At 43.5% G+C, this 15,581-nt stretch carries 12 protein-coding genes; 2 read left to right on the top strand and 10 right to left on the bottom strand.

Annotation, left to right across the window (positions count from 1 at the left end; all coding sequences use genetic code 11):
- Positions 1-2 precede the first annotated feature (2 nt).
- The 5 genes from licT to xylB all read right to left on the bottom strand — a co-directional run bounded on the left by licT (position 3) and on the right by xylB (position 7,167).
- A complete protein-coding gene (gene licT, locus Q1X33_RS12280) occupies positions 3-833 on the bottom strand; it encodes a BglG family transcription antiterminator LicT (protein WP_034869106.1) in 831 nt (276 codons plus the stop codon).
- A 362-nt stretch (positions 834-1,195) separates the two neighbouring features.
- Entirely contained in the window at positions 1,196-2,602 is a 1,407-nt protein-coding gene (locus Q1X33_RS12275; RefSeq protein ID WP_074535429.1) for a response regulator, read from the bottom strand.
- A 36-nt stretch (positions 2,603-2,638) separates the two neighbouring features.
- The gene (locus Q1X33_RS12270; protein WP_034869103.1) at positions 2,639-4,105 is read right to left on the bottom strand and encodes a glycoside hydrolase family 1 protein; all 1,467 of its coding nucleotides are present in this window, start codon (positions 4,103-4,105) and stop codon (positions 2,639-2,641) included.
- Positions 4,106-4,245: 140 nt separating this feature from the next.
- Complete coding sequence (xylA, locus tag Q1X33_RS12265; RefSeq protein ID WP_005228447.1) at positions 4,246-5,553, bottom strand: xylose isomerase; 1,308 nt, start codon at positions 5,551-5,553, stop codon at positions 4,246-4,248.
- Between the two features lie 117 nt (positions 5,554-5,670).
- On the bottom strand, positions 5,671-7,167 hold the full coding sequence (gene xylB, locus Q1X33_RS12260; RefSeq protein WP_005228446.1) for a xylulokinase: 1,497 nt from the start codon (positions 7,165-7,167) through the stop codon (positions 5,671-5,673).
- A gap of 250 nt (positions 7,168-7,417) precedes the next feature.
- On the opposite strand from xylB, the gene Q1X33_RS12255 reads away from it, so the two are divergent.
- Positions 7,418-8,596, top strand: a complete 1,179-nt coding sequence (locus Q1X33_RS12255; protein ID WP_015510297.1) for an ROK family transcriptional regulator — start codon at positions 7,418-7,420, stop codon at positions 8,594-8,596.
- A 55-nt stretch (positions 8,597-8,651) separates the two neighbouring features.
- Here Q1X33_RS12255 and Q1X33_RS12250 read toward each other — a convergent pair whose 3' ends face one another.
- The 4 genes from Q1X33_RS12250 to Q1X33_RS12235 form a co-directional block, all read right to left on the bottom strand.
- A complete protein-coding gene (locus Q1X33_RS12250) occupies positions 8,652-9,485 on the bottom strand; it encodes a carbohydrate ABC transporter permease (protein ID WP_005228444.1) in 834 nt (277 codons plus the stop codon).
- Positions 9,486-10,397: a carbohydrate ABC transporter permease gene (locus Q1X33_RS12245; protein WP_034858631.1), complete on the bottom strand. Its 912-nt coding sequence runs from the start codon at positions 10,395-10,397 to the stop codon at positions 9,486-9,488.
- Positions 10,398-10,524: 127 nt separating this feature from the next.
- Entirely contained in the window at positions 10,525-11,850 is a 1,326-nt protein-coding gene (locus Q1X33_RS12240) for an ABC transporter substrate-binding protein (protein WP_005228442.1), read from the bottom strand.
- Positions 11,847-13,463: a glycoside hydrolase family 43 protein gene (locus tag Q1X33_RS12235; RefSeq protein ID WP_118215079.1), complete on the bottom strand. Its 1,617-nt coding sequence runs from the start codon at positions 13,461-13,463 to the stop codon at positions 11,847-11,849. The genes Q1X33_RS12240 and Q1X33_RS12235 overlap by 4 nt, the downstream gene beginning before the upstream one ends.
- 266 nt (positions 13,464-13,729) lie before the next feature.
- Here Q1X33_RS12235 and Q1X33_RS12230 point away from each other — a divergent pair, with 266 nt between their 5' ends.
- Positions 13,730-14,524 carry an AraC family transcriptional regulator gene (locus Q1X33_RS12230; RefSeq protein ID WP_005228440.1) on the top strand — a complete coding sequence of 265 codons (795 nt, stop codon included), beginning with the start codon at positions 13,730-13,732 and terminating at the stop codon, positions 14,522-14,524.
- 263 nt (positions 14,525-14,787) lie between these two features.
- Here the strand turns inward: Q1X33_RS12230 and Q1X33_RS12225 are convergent, their stop codons facing one another.
- The gene (locus Q1X33_RS12225; protein ID WP_005228439.1) at positions 14,788-15,510 is read right to left on the bottom strand and encodes an HAD family phosphatase; all 723 of its coding nucleotides are present in this window, start codon (positions 15,508-15,510) and stop codon (positions 14,788-14,790) included.
- Positions 15,511-15,581 lie beyond the last annotated feature (71 nt).

Below are 15,581 nucleotides of genomic sequence, written 5' to 3'. Positions count from 1 at the left end.
CGTTAAGATGCCAATCGATTTAAATGTAAGGTTAAATACAACACTTCATCTTCAGTGATTTCCCACTGATACCTATTTTCCAGAAATTGCTTGATTTTCATAGCACACTCATAATCCAACGGATATTTCAGTTGAATCACATCTAATAAACTAGAGGCTGGTTGAGCTGGTAGCTCATTGCTCATCTGTCGTTTAACAAAGTAGCGAATGTGAGTGATGAATCGGGAAAAATAAATAGAGTCTTGTCTGAATTCTTTGCCATAATGATAATTGATGATCGTCAAAATATCTTTCATGACTTTGGAAATCAGCATTGTTTCTTCCATTCCGTTGTTATCGCCTAAAAAATTCACGAAATGCAGCGTAATAAAAGCAGCCTCATCTTTCGGAATATTCAGATGTGTTCGCTTTTGCATCAGCTCAACCGCTTGAAGACCAATTTCATATTCTTTCGGGTACACCTGCTTTAATTCCCATTCTAGGGGTGTTTGAATTTTCATCCCTTCTCTTGCCCTCGTCAGAGCAAAACCGATATGGTCTGCAAGTGCCACTAGCAGTGCAGGATTGCTTTCGCATTGAAACGCTTCCTCAAACAATTTTAAAATATCGCTGGCCAGTTGCAGATCACGATATTCAATCCGTTTAAGCAGCTGTTCCAAATCTGCAATGCTTTTTTGGTCGTTAATGATGAATCGCTTTTCTATTTTCTTTTGATCGACAGTGTCGCCTGGCCTCAAACCAAAGCCGATGCCACTCCCCATCACAACTTCTTCTTGGTGATTGTCGTTCAGGACTAATGAAGCATTATTATTAAATACTTTGACGATTTCCATGGTCAACACCTCCTAAAATAAAACAAAAAAATAACGTCACCAACTAGCTATGATCTTTTTCCAAAACAAACGAATGGAGAAAATCTCATACCTGTGGTCACGCCTGCATTATCAGTAACGATCCGATGCACTTACTATACTTCAAAATGAAAACGACGTCAATAGCTTTTTTAAAGCATTTTCTTGTATGAGCTTCTGACGAGATTATTCAAAAAAATGGCGACAAAAAAAGACGTGTTGTCTCTTGCTGCCGCCATGCGAACCTGTAATGCCGCTTTTTCTTTTCACAAATTTCTCTTTTCATTGCCTATGCGATGGACTGTTTTCCTGAAAAACAGCTGCTCATGTATCAGCGAATTTTCTTATGTTTTCCGAAACTCATTCGGTGAAACTTGATGGTATTGTTTGAACTTTTTGTAGAAATAATCAACATTGCTGTAGCCCACCAATTCAGCAACTTCGTAGACCATCAGATTGGAATGACGCAAGATTTCCACCGCTTTTTCCATTCGTACTTCATCCAAGAACGCCAAATAATTTTTCCCAGTTTCTTTGCGAAACTTCTTGCCTAGATAGGCACTATTGTAATTGAAACGTTCCCCGATTTTTTTCAAGGTCAAATCTTCTTGATAATGCTTTTTCGTGTATTGGATCAATTCTGCAATGATATCGATTTGGTTCAAACTGCTGGCGACTGTTGCTTGCAAGTCTGCTAGTTTTGCGGTGATCACCTCTTGCAGCATTGGAAACGTCTGGGCGAGAAAAATCTGCTGATGTACTTCGTCTGTCGACCATTCGATCGCTAAGGCTACTTTTTCACTGATTTGATGCTGCAGCCATTCAATGTCACCATTGATTTGCCATTTAATCTCTTCTTCCAATGCCAATGAATGATAAAAGGTTTGATAATAGCGGGATAACGGCTGTTCTAACGGATCGTTTGCCAAAATCGCCTTAACTAATTCTTCACGCAAATCGCTTCGTTCTTCTGCTTCTTGCGTCGTATCCAAAACATGGTGAGAAATGACTTGATTGGGAAATAAGAAAATCAATTTACTCAATGTCTGGATATCGATCATCAATGGCTTCAAGTTATCTTGCGCCGCAAACCAGCGGGAGATCAAGATTTCTTGGTGAGCCATTTTTTTACGGCACCATGCATCGATCGCCTCGTCGGGAAAGCGCTCCTCGTTTAACAAGACCAAATACCGATGATGCCGATGGATCAAGGTGACGACTTGCGCCACTTGCTCCTGCAATTTCTCAACCAGCTTTTGGGCATCTGCCTCCTCGGAAAGACGCAATAGCTTGATGGCTTGTGCGTCTTTGATTCCCGTTTGATCCCCGCCAAACAATTTCTCCATCAACTGACTCTTCTGATTTTTCTGCTGATCGGTCTTGGCTTTTTGATCGATTTTCGTCAAAATACCGATCAGCTCTTCTTCGTCAACTGGTTTCAGCAAATAGGTCACAGCGCCCAGTTGCAACGCTTGTTTGGCATAATCAAAATCTGAGTAGCCGGATAAAATAATGGCAAAAAACAAAAGCCCTTCCTCCGATGCTGCTTGCACCATCTCAAGACCATTTTTTCCCGGCATACGAATATCAGCGATCACAACGTCTGGCTTCAATTCGCGGATCATTGCCAAGCCAGCTTCGCCGTTTTCCGCCGACCCGACGATTTGATACCCCAGACGTTCCCAATCGATGATCAGAGGTAGCCCATTTCGGATCGATGCTTCATCGTCAACGATCAACACTTTACGCATTTTCCAACCTCCATTTTCAGCTACTCCTTCGTTACATCATGTTTCACTTGTCAAACTTGCCCCGTTGGTGCGAATCACCTCTTGATACCAATAAAAACTATCTTTCGGGATGCGCGCCAACTGACGTTCGCTTTGATTGTCGCGATCGACATAAACAAACCCATAGCGTTTTTTGTATCCATTCAACCAACTTAGTAGATCTGTAAAGGACCAAGCACAATAGCCGATCAGCTCAACCCCATCCGTGATGGCCTTTTGCAGTTCAACCAGATGTTCCTGCAAATAGGTGATGCGGTATGGGTCATGGATCTGTTTGTCTTCTGTCAATTGATCGATAGCGCCTAACCCATTTTCAGTAATAAAAATCGGCAAGTCATAATTGGCTTGGATGCGCCGCAAGGCTACACGGAAACCAACGGGATCGATCTCCCAGCCCCAATCCGTTTTTTTCAAGTGGGGATTTTCTGCTGTCGCAAACATGGTTTCTTCGGGTGAGAACTCACCAGCTGCCGCTTGCATCAAATACGGATCGACTTTAGAAAATTCTTTCTTTTCAGCTGACTGCTTTTGCAAATTGTTTTGCTGAGCCGTCCCACCGTGATAGTAATTGATCCCTAAGAAATCAGGTTTTGCCTGTTTTAATAGTGCTTGATCTTCTGGAGTGACTTCAGGAGCCAAGCCAACTTTGGCTAATTGCTTGTAGACAAATTTCGGGTATTCGCCTTTGCAATAGACATCTAAAAACCATGCGTTGTTGAAGGCTTCGCCATTTTCTGCTGCCAGCACATCTTCAGGGTCACAGCTAAACGGATACATCGGTCCATAGCCAAAACTTGGACCGATCTTGCCCTGAGGAACCAGCTCATGGAACAAATTGATCGCCTTAGCATTGGCAAGGTTGATGATATGATTGGCTGCATACATCCGTTTTAAGTCCTTCAAGCCTGGTGGATGTGCCGCCCAACGGTACCCAAGAGAAGTGAAGACATTTTGTTCATTCATCGTGACCCAATAGATGACTTTCTTTCCTAGGCGTTCAAAAAGGATCCGGCAATACCGTTCAAATGCTTCTGCTGTTTCTCGGCCTTCCCATCCTAAGTATTTGTCTTGCAAAGCCTGGGGAAGGTCCCAATGATACAGCGTCAAAATCGGCTCTACTCCTTGCCGAAGCAATTCGTCCACCAGCTTTTCGTAAAACGCCACACCCGCTTCATTGACCGCGCCTTCGCCATCAGGCAAGATTCGCGACCACGCCACGCTGAAGCGATAGGCTTTCAAGCCCATTTGCTTCATCAAGGCAATATCTTCTTTGTATCGATGGTAATGATCGATCGCCACTTTGCCGTTGGTTTCCTCAAAAGTATTGCCAGGAATTTGGGCATAGGTGTCCCAAATCGACGGACCTTTGCCGTCTTCTGCCCATGCTCCTTCAATTTGATAGGCCGCCGAAGCTGCCCCCCATAAGAAGTTTTCTGGGAAAGGATCTAAGTTTGTGTGAAACATCAAGTTGCCTCCTTCATTTCCTAAACCGAAATAAATCGGTTACATTTTATCGTATCATAATTTGGTTGATTCGTAACAATTGCTAAAAGATATTTTTAGGTGAAAAAACTGCCGCTCCTCAGAACGACAGTCGTTTCTTATTAAAACAGGTAATCATTCAAACGAGATTTCACATATTCAATGTGGCTGGATTCTAATTCGATTTGATCATGAGCCAATGCGTAATCTGTCAGTGTTTCTAAGCTTTCCTCATCAGCAACGATCTTCGCTCCGATGCCTTCTTGGAAAGAGGCGTACCGTTTTTCCTTCAACTCGTCTAAGAAGCGGTCTTCTTTTAGTTTCGCTGCTGCTTTCAACGCTCTGGCATACGTATCCATACCAGCGATGTGGGCTAACAACAGATCTTCCATTTCAAATGACGAACGACGGACTTTAGAATCGAAATTGATTCCTCCCGGCGCGATGCCGCCGTTTTCTAAGACTTCGTATAAAGCGAGTGTGGAGTCAAAGACGTTGGTTGGGAATTCATCCGTATCCCACCCTAACAGCATATCTCCTTGGTTGGCATCAAGTGAGCCTAATGCGTTATAGCTACGGGCAACGGCGATTTCATGTTCAAAGGTATGGCCAGCTAATGTTGCATGATTGGCTTCTAGGTTTAATTTGAAATCTCCTTCTAAGCCGTAGTGCTGAATGAAGGCCATCGTTGTCGCTGCATCAAAATCATATTGATGTTTTGATGGTTCTTTTGGTTTCGGCTCTAATAAGAACTGCGGTTTATGACCGATTTTTTCGCCATAAGCGATCGCCATTTTGAATAGACGGGCGATGTTGTCTTGTTCAAATTTCATGTCTGTATTCAACAAGGTTTCATAGCCTTCACGGCCACCCCAGAAGACATAGTTTTCGCCGCCTAATTTTTTCGAGATATCTAAGCCTTTTTTGACTTGGGCTGCCGCATACGCATAAACTTCCGCATTATTGGTGGAAGCAGCGCCGTTATTGAAACGAGGATGTGAGAACATATTTGCTGTATTCCATAATAGTTTGATTCCCGTTTGTTCCATTTTTTCTTTGATCAAATCGGTGATTTCGTCTAAGTTTTGGAAAAATTCTTCTAACGTTTCTCCTGCAGGTGCCACGTCAACATCATGGAAACAGAAGAACTCTGCCCCTAATTTTTCGCAAATCTCGAAGAAGGCTTCTACTCGATTTTTCGCCGTTTCCATTTCGGTGTCACCGATCCACGTCCGTTTGTTGACAGGTGCGCCGAAAGGATCAGAGCCGTCTTGCGTCATCGTATGCCAATAGGCGATTGCAAAACGTAGATGATCTTTCATTTTCTTGCCTAAAACAACTTCTTCGGCATCGTAGTGGCGAAATGCAAACATATTGTCTGTTTTAGGACCTTCGTAGCGGATTTTTTCGATCTCTGGAAAATAAGTCATTGTTGTTGCCTCCATTTTATGTTTTTTAGTGTAATAAACTAACTTACTTGTTTCCAATCATTTAGAACCAAAAACGATTCCTCGCTTTGATCAGGTAGATTGCCTGCTGCCATTACGCTACTCGATTTGCGCCAATGCATGGCAGATAGGGGCGGTTTGTTGGTAGACGGTGCGGTAGATCGTATAAATTTCTTGGTATTTGGCGACATTTTCAGGAATCGGTGCAATGGCTTTGCCGTATTTGACAAAGGCGTTAACACAGGCAGCTGCATCTGGATAAATGCCACTGCCGATTGCTGCCAGCATTGCTGCGCCCATACCTGGGCCTTGCTCAGTAGACAAAGTCAGCATTTCTGCATTAAAAATATCGGCTTGCATTTGCAGCCATTCGGCATTATTCGCACCGCCCCCCACAGAAACGATCTGGGTGAATTTCCGTTGTGCCCGTTCTTCCATGATCATTTGGGAATCTTTTAAAGAGAAGGTGATCCCTTCTAAGACCGCACGACTGAAATGCTTTTCGCGATGCCGTGTGTCGATGCCGATAAAACTACCCCTGATTTGGCTGTCGGTATGCGGGGTGCGTTCGCCCACGATATAAGGCGTAAACAGCAGGCCTTCTGCCCCTGGGTTTACCTCACTGATCGCTGAAAGCAATTCCTGAAACGATTGGTTGGGGGCAAACGTATCACGATACCAGCTTAAGGAATTTCCAGCGGCTAACGTGACCCCCATTGAATACAACTTGTCTTTGATCGCATGACGGAAAAGGTGTAGATCTCCTTGATAATCAACCTCTTGCGCTTCTTCAAAGGATAAGAACACACCGCTCGTGCCAATCGACACCATGCCGACACCTTCGGCGATGATCCCTGAACCTAATGCAGCACAGGCATTGTCTGCGCCACCTGCATAGATCGTCACCTCTTGTTCAAAGCCAAAGGCTTCTTGCAGCTCTTTTCGCATTTGCCCTACAGGCGCTGCTGATTCAAAAAGCGGCGGCAGTAAATCCGATGCGATTTCGAATTTTTCTAGAATGGCTTCAGACCAGCACTTCTTTTCGATATCCAGCAGTAACGTACCCGCTGCATCGGAATAATCCATCGAATAGTTCCCAGTCAGCAAAAAAGCCAAGTAGTCTTTTGGCAGCATCATGTGACGAACTTGTTGCCAATGTTCAGGCTCGTGTTCTTGGACCCATAAAATTTTTGGTAAAGTGAATCCTTCCAAAGCAACATTCTTGGTGATTGCTTTTATTTCCTCTCCAAAGGATGCCATGATCGCTTGGCATTGTTTGGTGGTTCGAACGTCATTCCATAATATTGCCGGACGAATGACTCGGTTTTCTTCATCCAATAAAACAAGACTATGCATTTGCCCAGAAAAGCTGACGCCGATCAATTCCTTCTGCAGCGTTGGAATCTGCTGGATCAAGGTTTTGATCACCTTATCTGCCGCCTCTTGCCAATGCACCGGCTCTTGCTCACTGAATCCCGGTCTAGGGGATGACAATGGATAGTCAGCACTTGCTGTTCCTTGGAGTTCCCCGGTTTGATCAAAAACTAAGCCTTTTAACGCACTTGTTCCTAGATCCAACCCTAAAAAATAAGCCATCTCTTCTCTCCTTCCTCTGTTTGAAGCAGTTAACCATTGACTCTTAAACGGTTAATTAGCATTCAAAACTAACTAATTGGATAGTAAACGATTCTCGCATTCCTGTCAAGCGCTTTCAACGAATCTTTCATGGTTTTTCCTTCTCAAACTGCTGCTCCTACATTCTGCGTCTTTTCTTTATTCTTCAGCTTGCACAATATTAATTTGCACGGTAAACTAACACTAATCACATCTACGAAGAGGAGAACACATGATTATCAATAAAATGGGCATACGCGAACAAAATGAAGCGGCTGTATTGAAGACGATCATTGACAATGAAAATGTGTCACGAGCGGAAGTGTCAAATTTGACCCATCTCAATAAAGCGTCTGTTTCTCAAATAACCAAAAAACTGATCGACACGGACTTCGTGCGCGAAGTCGGCATTGGTGATTCCACTTCGATCGGTGGTCGCAAACCGATTCAATTGCAATTCAATCACCGTAGCAGCTTAGCTGTTACCTTTGACATCGGCTATAACTATGTTCGAGGGATGCTCTCTTATATCAATGGCGAGATGATCGCCTCTGCCGACCATTCCCATGAATTGATCACCAAAGAAAATGTACTAGCGACGATCGATTCCATGATGAAAGAGTTTTGGCCGCAAATGCCGCAAACCACTCATGGATTAGTAGGAATCTGTTTGGCGATCCACGGCATCGTTCACAATCAGACGGTCACCTTTGCCCCCTACTACGACTTGGAACACTTTGATTTGATCGCCCCTTTGAGCCAAAAATACAATACGGCGGTCTATATAGAAAACGAAGCCAATCTGACGGCTTTAGGCGAGTACTGTTTTTCTTCTGATTCCACGAATTTACTGAGCGTCAGCGTCCATAGTGGGATCGGTGTCGGAATCATCGTTGATGGGCAGCTGCAAACCGGTACTCACGGCATGGCGGGGGAAGTTGGCCATTCTACGCTCTTTCCTCACGGCAACTTGTGCCCTTGCGGCAATCGAGGCTGCTTAGAGCAATATGCGTCGAACAAAGTCTTGTTTGACACCTACAGTCACTATACAAAAACAGCGTTCGTTAATTCGGATACATTTGCACAAGCCTATCATGCCGGAGAAAAATCAGCAGTCGAATTGGCGCAACAAAATGTTGAGTTTCTTAGTATTGGGCTAAACAATGTCATCACTTTTTCTGATCCCGAAGAAGTCTATATCAACAGCTCGGTCTATCGCAAAATTCCTGATTTATTACTGGCGCTGCAACAAAAATTGACCAGCCAGTTCACCAAAAACACGAAGATCAAAAACAGTCGATTAGGCGATCAGGCCCCGCTGTTTGGCGGCAACGTTTTAGTGGCGAAACATTTCTTGAATATCAACGATTTGCGCTTTGCGGCACTTGATCTCTCCCGTGTGATCCGTTAAATGAACGCTGGACTGAAAACTCAGTCCAGCGTTTTCTTTTGGTAAAAGGGTATCGCTATCCTTTGATTCCGCCAGCCGTCACACCGCCCACGATGTATTTCGATAGAAACAGGTAAATCAGTAGCAAAGGAATAATACTTAATGAAATCCCTAGATACATACTGCCAAATTCAGTACGGTAAACATCCGTTTTCAGCAATTGGACCAGCATCGGCAACGTATACTTTTCCGTATCGTTGATCAAGATCAAGGGCATCAAGAAATTATTCCACGAGGTCACGAACGAGAAAATCGCCATGGTGGCTAAGCCCGGTTTCATCAAGGGCAACATGATGCGATGGAAAATTTTGATTTCGCCGGCTCCGTCCAAACGAGCAGAATCTGCCAAATCAGGATGATAGATCGTTTCTAAGTATTGCTTTAAGAAAAAAACGGTAGCAGGTGATGCGATCGCTGGTAAAATCAATGGCAGAAAATTATTTAAGAGCCCTAAGCGATTCATAAATTGATAAAAACCGATCATGCTAATTTGCTGAGGAATCATGATCAGCCCAAGAATGACAGCAAACAGGACTTTCTTGCCACGAAACTCATAGGCGATCACGCCATAAGCTGTCAATGCCGAAAAATATACATTGAGAACGGTAGCGCCAGCCGCAATCAAGAAACTATTTTTAAATCCATTGAAAACATTGAAGCCTCTGCCCATTAAGACGGACCAGTTGTATTGGAGATTACCGCCTGGCCACAAGGACAGCCCTTGCTGGATCTGTTCTGCTGAACGGGTCGCATTGACTAAGACGACCCAAAAGGGCAGAATACTTAAGATGGTCAGCAACACCAAAAAGACATAGATCAACAATCGTTTTGCCCGATAGCTATTTTCCATTTATTTTCGCCCCACTTTGCTATTTTCTTTGAAAAATTGAAACAATAACGTGCTTAATACGATTGAAAGTACCAGTAATAGCACCGACGCGGTTGCGGCAACGTTGAAATTCCGACTCCCGGTAAAGGCTTGGTTGTAGATAAACATCGTGATCGTTAAGACACTATTGTTGGGATTGCCGTTTGTCAGCAAAAAAGGAATGTCGAACATTTGCAAGCCGCCAATCAAAGATGTCACCAATGTATAAAGCAAGATTGGTTTTAACAAAGGCAGCGTGATCTTGCGGAAAATTTGACCATCATTGGCTCCATCGACCATTGCTGATTCAAAAAGAGCATCATCAATGCTCAAAATGCCCGAAACCAAAACGATCGTGGTCTGACCATACCACATCCAAAATTGGATAAAGGAAACGATCAGCCGAGTGCCCGTTTCACTACGGAAAAAGTCATAGGGCTGGTCCAAAACACCGAAATGCTGCAAGACTAGGTTGATCGGACCTAACGGAAAACTGAACAAAACGAAAAATAAGATTGCTACTGAAGCGGCAGTAATGATGTTGGGTAAGTAAAAAACGACTTTGAAAAAGCCTTTCCCCCGCAAGCGCAACTTGATATTGGTAAACCATGCCGCCAGCAACAGAGCCAAGCCAATTTGAGGGACAAAGTTTACGCCCCACAAAATAAAGGTATTGCTGATGGATTTTAAAAATAACGGGTTGCGAAAAATCGCAAAATAGTTATCCAGTCCGACAAGATTGGCAGCTGGATTCCACCCTTTTAGATCCGTAAAGCTTAGGTAAATCGTATAGAGAATTGGATAAAGCTGAAAAACCAAGAATGCTAGAAAAAATGGTGCGATAAATAATAGCCCATAGCGATGATACTGTTCAAATCTTCTCTTATTCTGCATCGTAATCCCCCTGATATTTTTTCTTCTACTGCCAACTTCTGCCTGTAAAGACAAGCCATTTAAGCAGCGCATAGTACCTAGAAAAGGTTGAAACCGACCCCGTCTTCGGTGCCGGTTTCTCCAACACCTAATCTACTTGAACATCTGGATAAGCATTGACGACCGCATCTTTAAAGTTTTGGATCGCCGTTTCCTGATCCACTTCACCTTTTGAATATGGTGTCAAACAACTATCCGTAAAGAGGGTTTCAATCGTCTGATCATACTCGGTCAGAATTTTCGCGTTGATGTCTTGAACCATATCGGCAAATTCTGCATAGTGGTTTTGACCGCCTAAAAATTCCTCTTCATATTCGCCTTTAATTTCTTCAACGACTCGTTCATTTGATACAAAATCACCGGTATCTTCGGCCCATTGTTTTAAAAATGCTTGATCTGTGGTCAAGTAAGCCACCAATTGCGCAGCTTCTTCTTGCATCTCAGAATTTGCCGTAGCACCGATCCATGTGCCGCCCCAGAACCACGACGAAGGTCCTTGGATCATGCGCCAGTCCCCTTCTGTTGAGCTAGAGTTATCGGCAGCTGTCGCATTTGGTTTTAACCAATAGTGCAGCCCCCATGTCGGCAAACTATAACCGAATACATTGTCGCCATTCATTCCAGCAAACCAAGCTTCTGATTGTCCTTCTGTATCTTGTGTCAGGCCTTCTTCTACAAATTTGCGTGATACATCCAACAAGTCATACAAACTGTCGTCGATCACTAATTTGCCGTCTTCAACCCAGCCATGTTCACGTTGACCATAAAAAGGCTTTGCCAAATCTTGGACACTAGAGATCATATAGGTGGTTCCACCACTTTTTTCTTTGACTGCTTTGGCTTGCTCATAGAACTTGTCGTAGTCTGACAATGCCGCTTGCGCAGCCGCTGGATCATCGATCCCTAGCAGCTCTTCTGCCATCGATGCCCGGTAATAAAAACCGCCAGGAGCAGCTTGCCAAGCCAAGGCATGAAGAACCCCGTCTTTTGAAGTCCCTACGTCTTTGACATATTGATACGTATCTGCCGCGGCTTCATCAAGCCCCAGTGAACCAAGGTCTGCCATCATGCCTGATTCCACATATTTTTTGACAAAGGCAGATTCTAAAGCAATCACATCTGGTGCATCTTTGGAACCGAGAATCGGATCGAGCTTGGTCTCGAATTGGTCAGAAGGAATCTCCACGATCCGAATGTCATAGGCCAAGTCGTCATGCGCCGGCAAATAGTAATCATTGATCATTGTTGATAATTCTGAAGTAAAGGTCCAAACCACGAGTTCATCCTTGCCACTACTTCCCGTTGCGCTATTATCTGAGCTGCTGTTTCCAGAACCATTCCCGCAGCCACTAAGCATAAAAGCTGCTAAGCCCGCTACTGACGCTGTTTGTAAGACCCGTTTCCAATTTTTCATCTTTCTTCCTCCTCGATTTTTTGATAGTCAAATGAATCAAAATCAGCCGCCAAACGATTGCCGGTCGTATCGATCGCAAACATCCCTACAAAAGCCCCTGTAAAGAATCCACCGTAATGTTCTGCTACATAGTCGTCAGACAATTGCAAGCTGTCAAATAGATGATCGATGACCTGCCACTCTTTTTGATCAAACGAGTACGCGTATTGATAGTGGGCATAATTAACGATCGTTTTGAAGTAGACTGTTTGTACATCGGCTGGTATCACAACTTCTGGTGCTTTTTGACTCTTCAGTTGGCCCTTTTCGCTTGCCAATACAGTGATGATTCTGCCTTTCGTCTCATCATGAGTGATGTAGATCGCCGACCAGTTTTGTGTATTGTAGTAATTCGTCATGCCTGCCAACTGTAGAAACGAGGTCGGTGAAAATTCGACGGCAGTCGTTGCTTCGAAACGAAAATCGCTCCATCTTCTTGCCACCAGTGCTTGATGGAACAAGGAATTGAACGACTCTCGCCCATACAAGCGCAAGTACCCTGGTCGTGCGGTCAAACTACCGATTTCCTCAGAAAAAGGAATCCGCAAGGTTTGAAACACTGGTGCCAACGACGCCTCTTCAAAATCATCAAAGCCTGATTCTATTTCCCACGGATGTTCAGGCAGCTGTGGCTGTGGGACTTCCTCTTTTGGAAAGTTTCCGCCTGTGATATACGGCCAATCATTTTCCCAATAAACAGACTGGATCGCTGTTTCTCGTCCGAGCGGGCAATAACCGCGATTTTCTAAGAGGGGCGTTTCTGGATACTTCAGCGCTCGCCCTGTTAAGTGAACAAAATACCATTCATCGGTCTGCGTTTTCACAAATGAACCATGGCCAGCTTTTTGTAGCAGGATCTCTGGCTGTCCCCAGGAACTGATCAGAGGGTTTTGAGGATGAACTTCATAAGGCCCTTCGATGTGCGTCCCACGAGCGATGGTACTTGCATGTTCAAACTTAGTGCCGCCTTCTGCCGTCAATAAATAATAATAGCCGTTCACTTTATACATAACCGGTGCTTCCGTCAATTTGCGCTCTGTTCCTTTGAAGATTATTTTGGGCTGCCCCACCAATTTCTTGGCTTGCCAATCAAACTCTTGGAGAGCGATCCCATAAAAGGAATGGTTTGTCAGGCGATAATCCCAAACCATGTTCAGAAAATATTTTTTGCCGTCGTCGTCATGAAATAACGAGGGATCGAAACCAGAAGAATTCATATAAATTGGTTCTGACCAATCCCCATCAATGGTTTCACAGGTGATCAAATAATTGTTCACATCTTTCCAACTATTAGATTGTGTTTTGACATCTGAATAAATCAACCAAAAACGACCATCACTGTAACTTAAGTTTGGCGCCCAAACGCCCCCAGAATCTGGGTTTCCTAGCATATTCAACTGACTGACACGATTGACTGGTGTACTGATCAAGCGCCAGTTCTTCAAATCCTTCGAATGGAAGATGCGCACACCTGGAAACCATTCAAAGGTCGACGTAGCAATGTAATAATCTTCACCTGCACGACAAATACTCGGGTCTGGATGAAAGCCTGTTAGTATCGGATTGGTAATCAAAAAAATTTCCTCCTCTTTCCCTTTTTGGCATTTTGTGATTCAACTGAGTGTCAGTAGGAATGAGCTTCATTCAGTTAGTAAGTTTTCTTTACTAATATACCTAACAAAAAAAAGAAACTTGCTGCTGCAGCTCATTTTAAAAATATTCACTAATCATTGTTCTATTTACTTTCTTCAGCTGAACTGTCATAATTATAGAATGAAATCGCTATCATTCACAGGACGATTTCCACACATCGATAGACAAAAAATGGAGGATAGATCGCGTGACCATTTTAGAAGAATACCATTTCGGCGAATACCTAGGCGTTTCCAGTTACCATCCCTACTCGCTTAATTACATGGAACATTTTCATCGTTCCTTTGAATTGCTTTTTTGTAGTGACGGCGAAGCGGTTGTCAAAATCGAAGAAAGTCCCTATGTCCTTACGACAGGCCAAGTGTTATTAGTCATGCCTTATCAGACTCATGCGATTGAAACCCCTAAGGAATCACAATTGCATATTCTTGTGTTTTCACCTGAGTATATTCCAGATTTTTACGCCAAAACGAAAGATTTCGCTTTGTCAGATCCGGTGATCACCATTGATTCCTCTGTTGCCAAGCAGCTCTACTATCCTTTATTTGAAACGGATTCCCTCTATTTACGAAAATCGGCACTGTATCAAGTCCTTTACCTTTTTGAACACCAAACGACTTTATTACCAGCCAAAAATCAAGAGGATATCCTGATCCAGCTACTTGTTTACATCGAATCCCATTTCAAAGAAGAACTGACGCTCGAAAAACTAAGCAGCAGTATCGGTTATAGCAGCGTCTACGTTTCCAGAATGATCACCGATAAATTGAAAAGCACCTTTCCTCGGCTTTTGAATCAAGCAAGAATACGCCATGCCTCTTTTTTGCTGACCCATAGTCTCTTGCCGATTACGGAAGTAGCAGAACAAGCAGGCTTTCAAAATGTGCGAACCTTCAATCGAAATTTCAAAGCATTGACCTCACTGACGCCAAAAGAATACCGTTTAAAACACAATGCTCATTTTTCGTTGCTGAAGGAATAGCGTAAAAAAAGCAGCTTCACTTAGCTGTAAAGTGAGCTGCTACAATCTTACTCGTTTTTCTAGTCAGCCTTTTGCCTCATTCCTAGAAACTAGTGAAAAACGCTCTAACTCCCCCTTCTTCATAGAGAAATGAGCAGGAAAAAACCAATTGCCAAAATGAACCTTTGTTGTTTTACTGATTCCACAAAACTATGCCTGTTTTAAAACACCGTACTTTCTTGCTTCATACCCTTTTGCTTTGTTGATACTTCTTGGAATATCGATCAATCCCAAGAAAAATGATTCACGACGAGCCAGTCTTTGACTTTCGTCAGATCAGAAAAAGTTTTCACCTGTGCAGCTACTTCTTGCTCAAGTTTTGGCTGTTTAAGCAAAGGATACTTTCCATTTTTCTTGACTGGCAAAGCACTCAAATCATCCGCAATCAGAAAAGCTGGGATCTCGGCTTGTTTTGCGGCTTTTATGCCAGCTAGAGAATCTTCTAATACCAAGGCTTCTTCAGGCTTTACGCCTAATTGTTGGCAAGCTGTTAGAAAGATTTCTGGATCAGGTTTGCCCTTTCGCACTTGATCCCCAGAAACCACCGTATCAAACCAATCTGGCATCTGTTCCATTTCAAAGTACGCCTTGATTTTTTCTTTCGATGAAGAGGATGCCACGGCTATCAAGCAATCTTGTTTTTTTAATGCTTCTAACAGGTCAAGAAGGCCGGGCTTTTTGAACACCCGTTTTTCTTCAGCTAAAATCACTTTTTTCTGACGATTCATCGCTGCTCGCCACCGATCCGTTGGTACCGTACTGCCATAAAGATCCTGCATCCCTATACGAATATCTGCTTCCGTTCTGCCAGTCAGGTAATAATAAACTTCTTGGCAAACTTCAAAATCATATTCCTCCGCGGCTCTTAAATAAGCGCGGTAAGCTAGACGACCTGTTTCAAACATCAAACCGTCCATATCAAAAATCACCAGTTTTATCTTTTTCATCCTATAGCCTCCTTTACTTTTCTGCGAGTAAATATCCACCCGTGAAACGGGTGGCTTTTTAACAGCCCTAG

This window comes from Enterococcus sp. B2E4 (genome assembly GCF_030499455.1).
Lineage (GTDB): Bacteria > Bacillota > Bacilli > Lactobacillales > Enterococcaceae > Enterococcus_D > Enterococcus_D casseliflavus.
This window is presented reverse-complemented; position numbering and strand designations above follow the sequence as displayed.

Excerpts from the sequence above, each read along its gene's own strand:
- licT (WP_034869106.1), bottom strand. The coding sequence starts at position 833 with ATGGAAATCGTCAAAGTATTTAATAATAATGCTTCATTAGTCCTGAAC.
- Q1X33_RS12275 (WP_074535429.1), bottom strand. The coding sequence starts at position 2,602 with ATGCGTAAAGTGTTGATCGTTGACGATGAAGCATCGATCCGAAATGGG.
- Q1X33_RS12270 (WP_034869103.1), bottom strand. The coding sequence starts at position 4,105 with ATGTTTCACACAAACTTAGATCCTTTCCCAGAAAACTTCTTATGGGGG.
- xylA (WP_005228447.1), bottom strand. The coding sequence starts at position 5,553 with ATGACTTATTTTCCAGAGATCGAAAAAATCCGCTACGAAGGTCCTAAA.
- xylB (WP_005228446.1), bottom strand. The coding sequence starts at position 7,167 with ATGGCTTATTTTTTAGGGTTGGATCTAGGAACAAGTGCGTTAAAAGGC.
- Q1X33_RS12255 (WP_015510297.1), top strand. The coding sequence starts at position 7,418 with ATGATTATCAATAAAATGGGCATACGCGAACAAAATGAAGCGGCTGTA.
- Q1X33_RS12250 (WP_005228444.1), bottom strand. The coding sequence starts at position 9,485 with ATGGAAAATAGCTATCGGGCAAAACGATTGTTGATCTATGTCTTTTTG.
- Q1X33_RS12245 (WP_034858631.1), bottom strand. The coding sequence starts at position 10,397 with ATGCAGAATAAGAGAAGATTTGAACAGTATCATCGCTATGGGCTATTA.
- Q1X33_RS12240 (WP_005228442.1), bottom strand. The coding sequence starts at position 11,850 with ATGAAAAATTGGAAACGGGTCTTACAAACAGCGTCAGTAGCGGGCTTA.
- Q1X33_RS12225 (WP_005228439.1), bottom strand. The coding sequence starts at position 15,510 with ATGAAAAAGATAAAACTGGTGATTTTTGATATGGACGGTTTGATGTTT.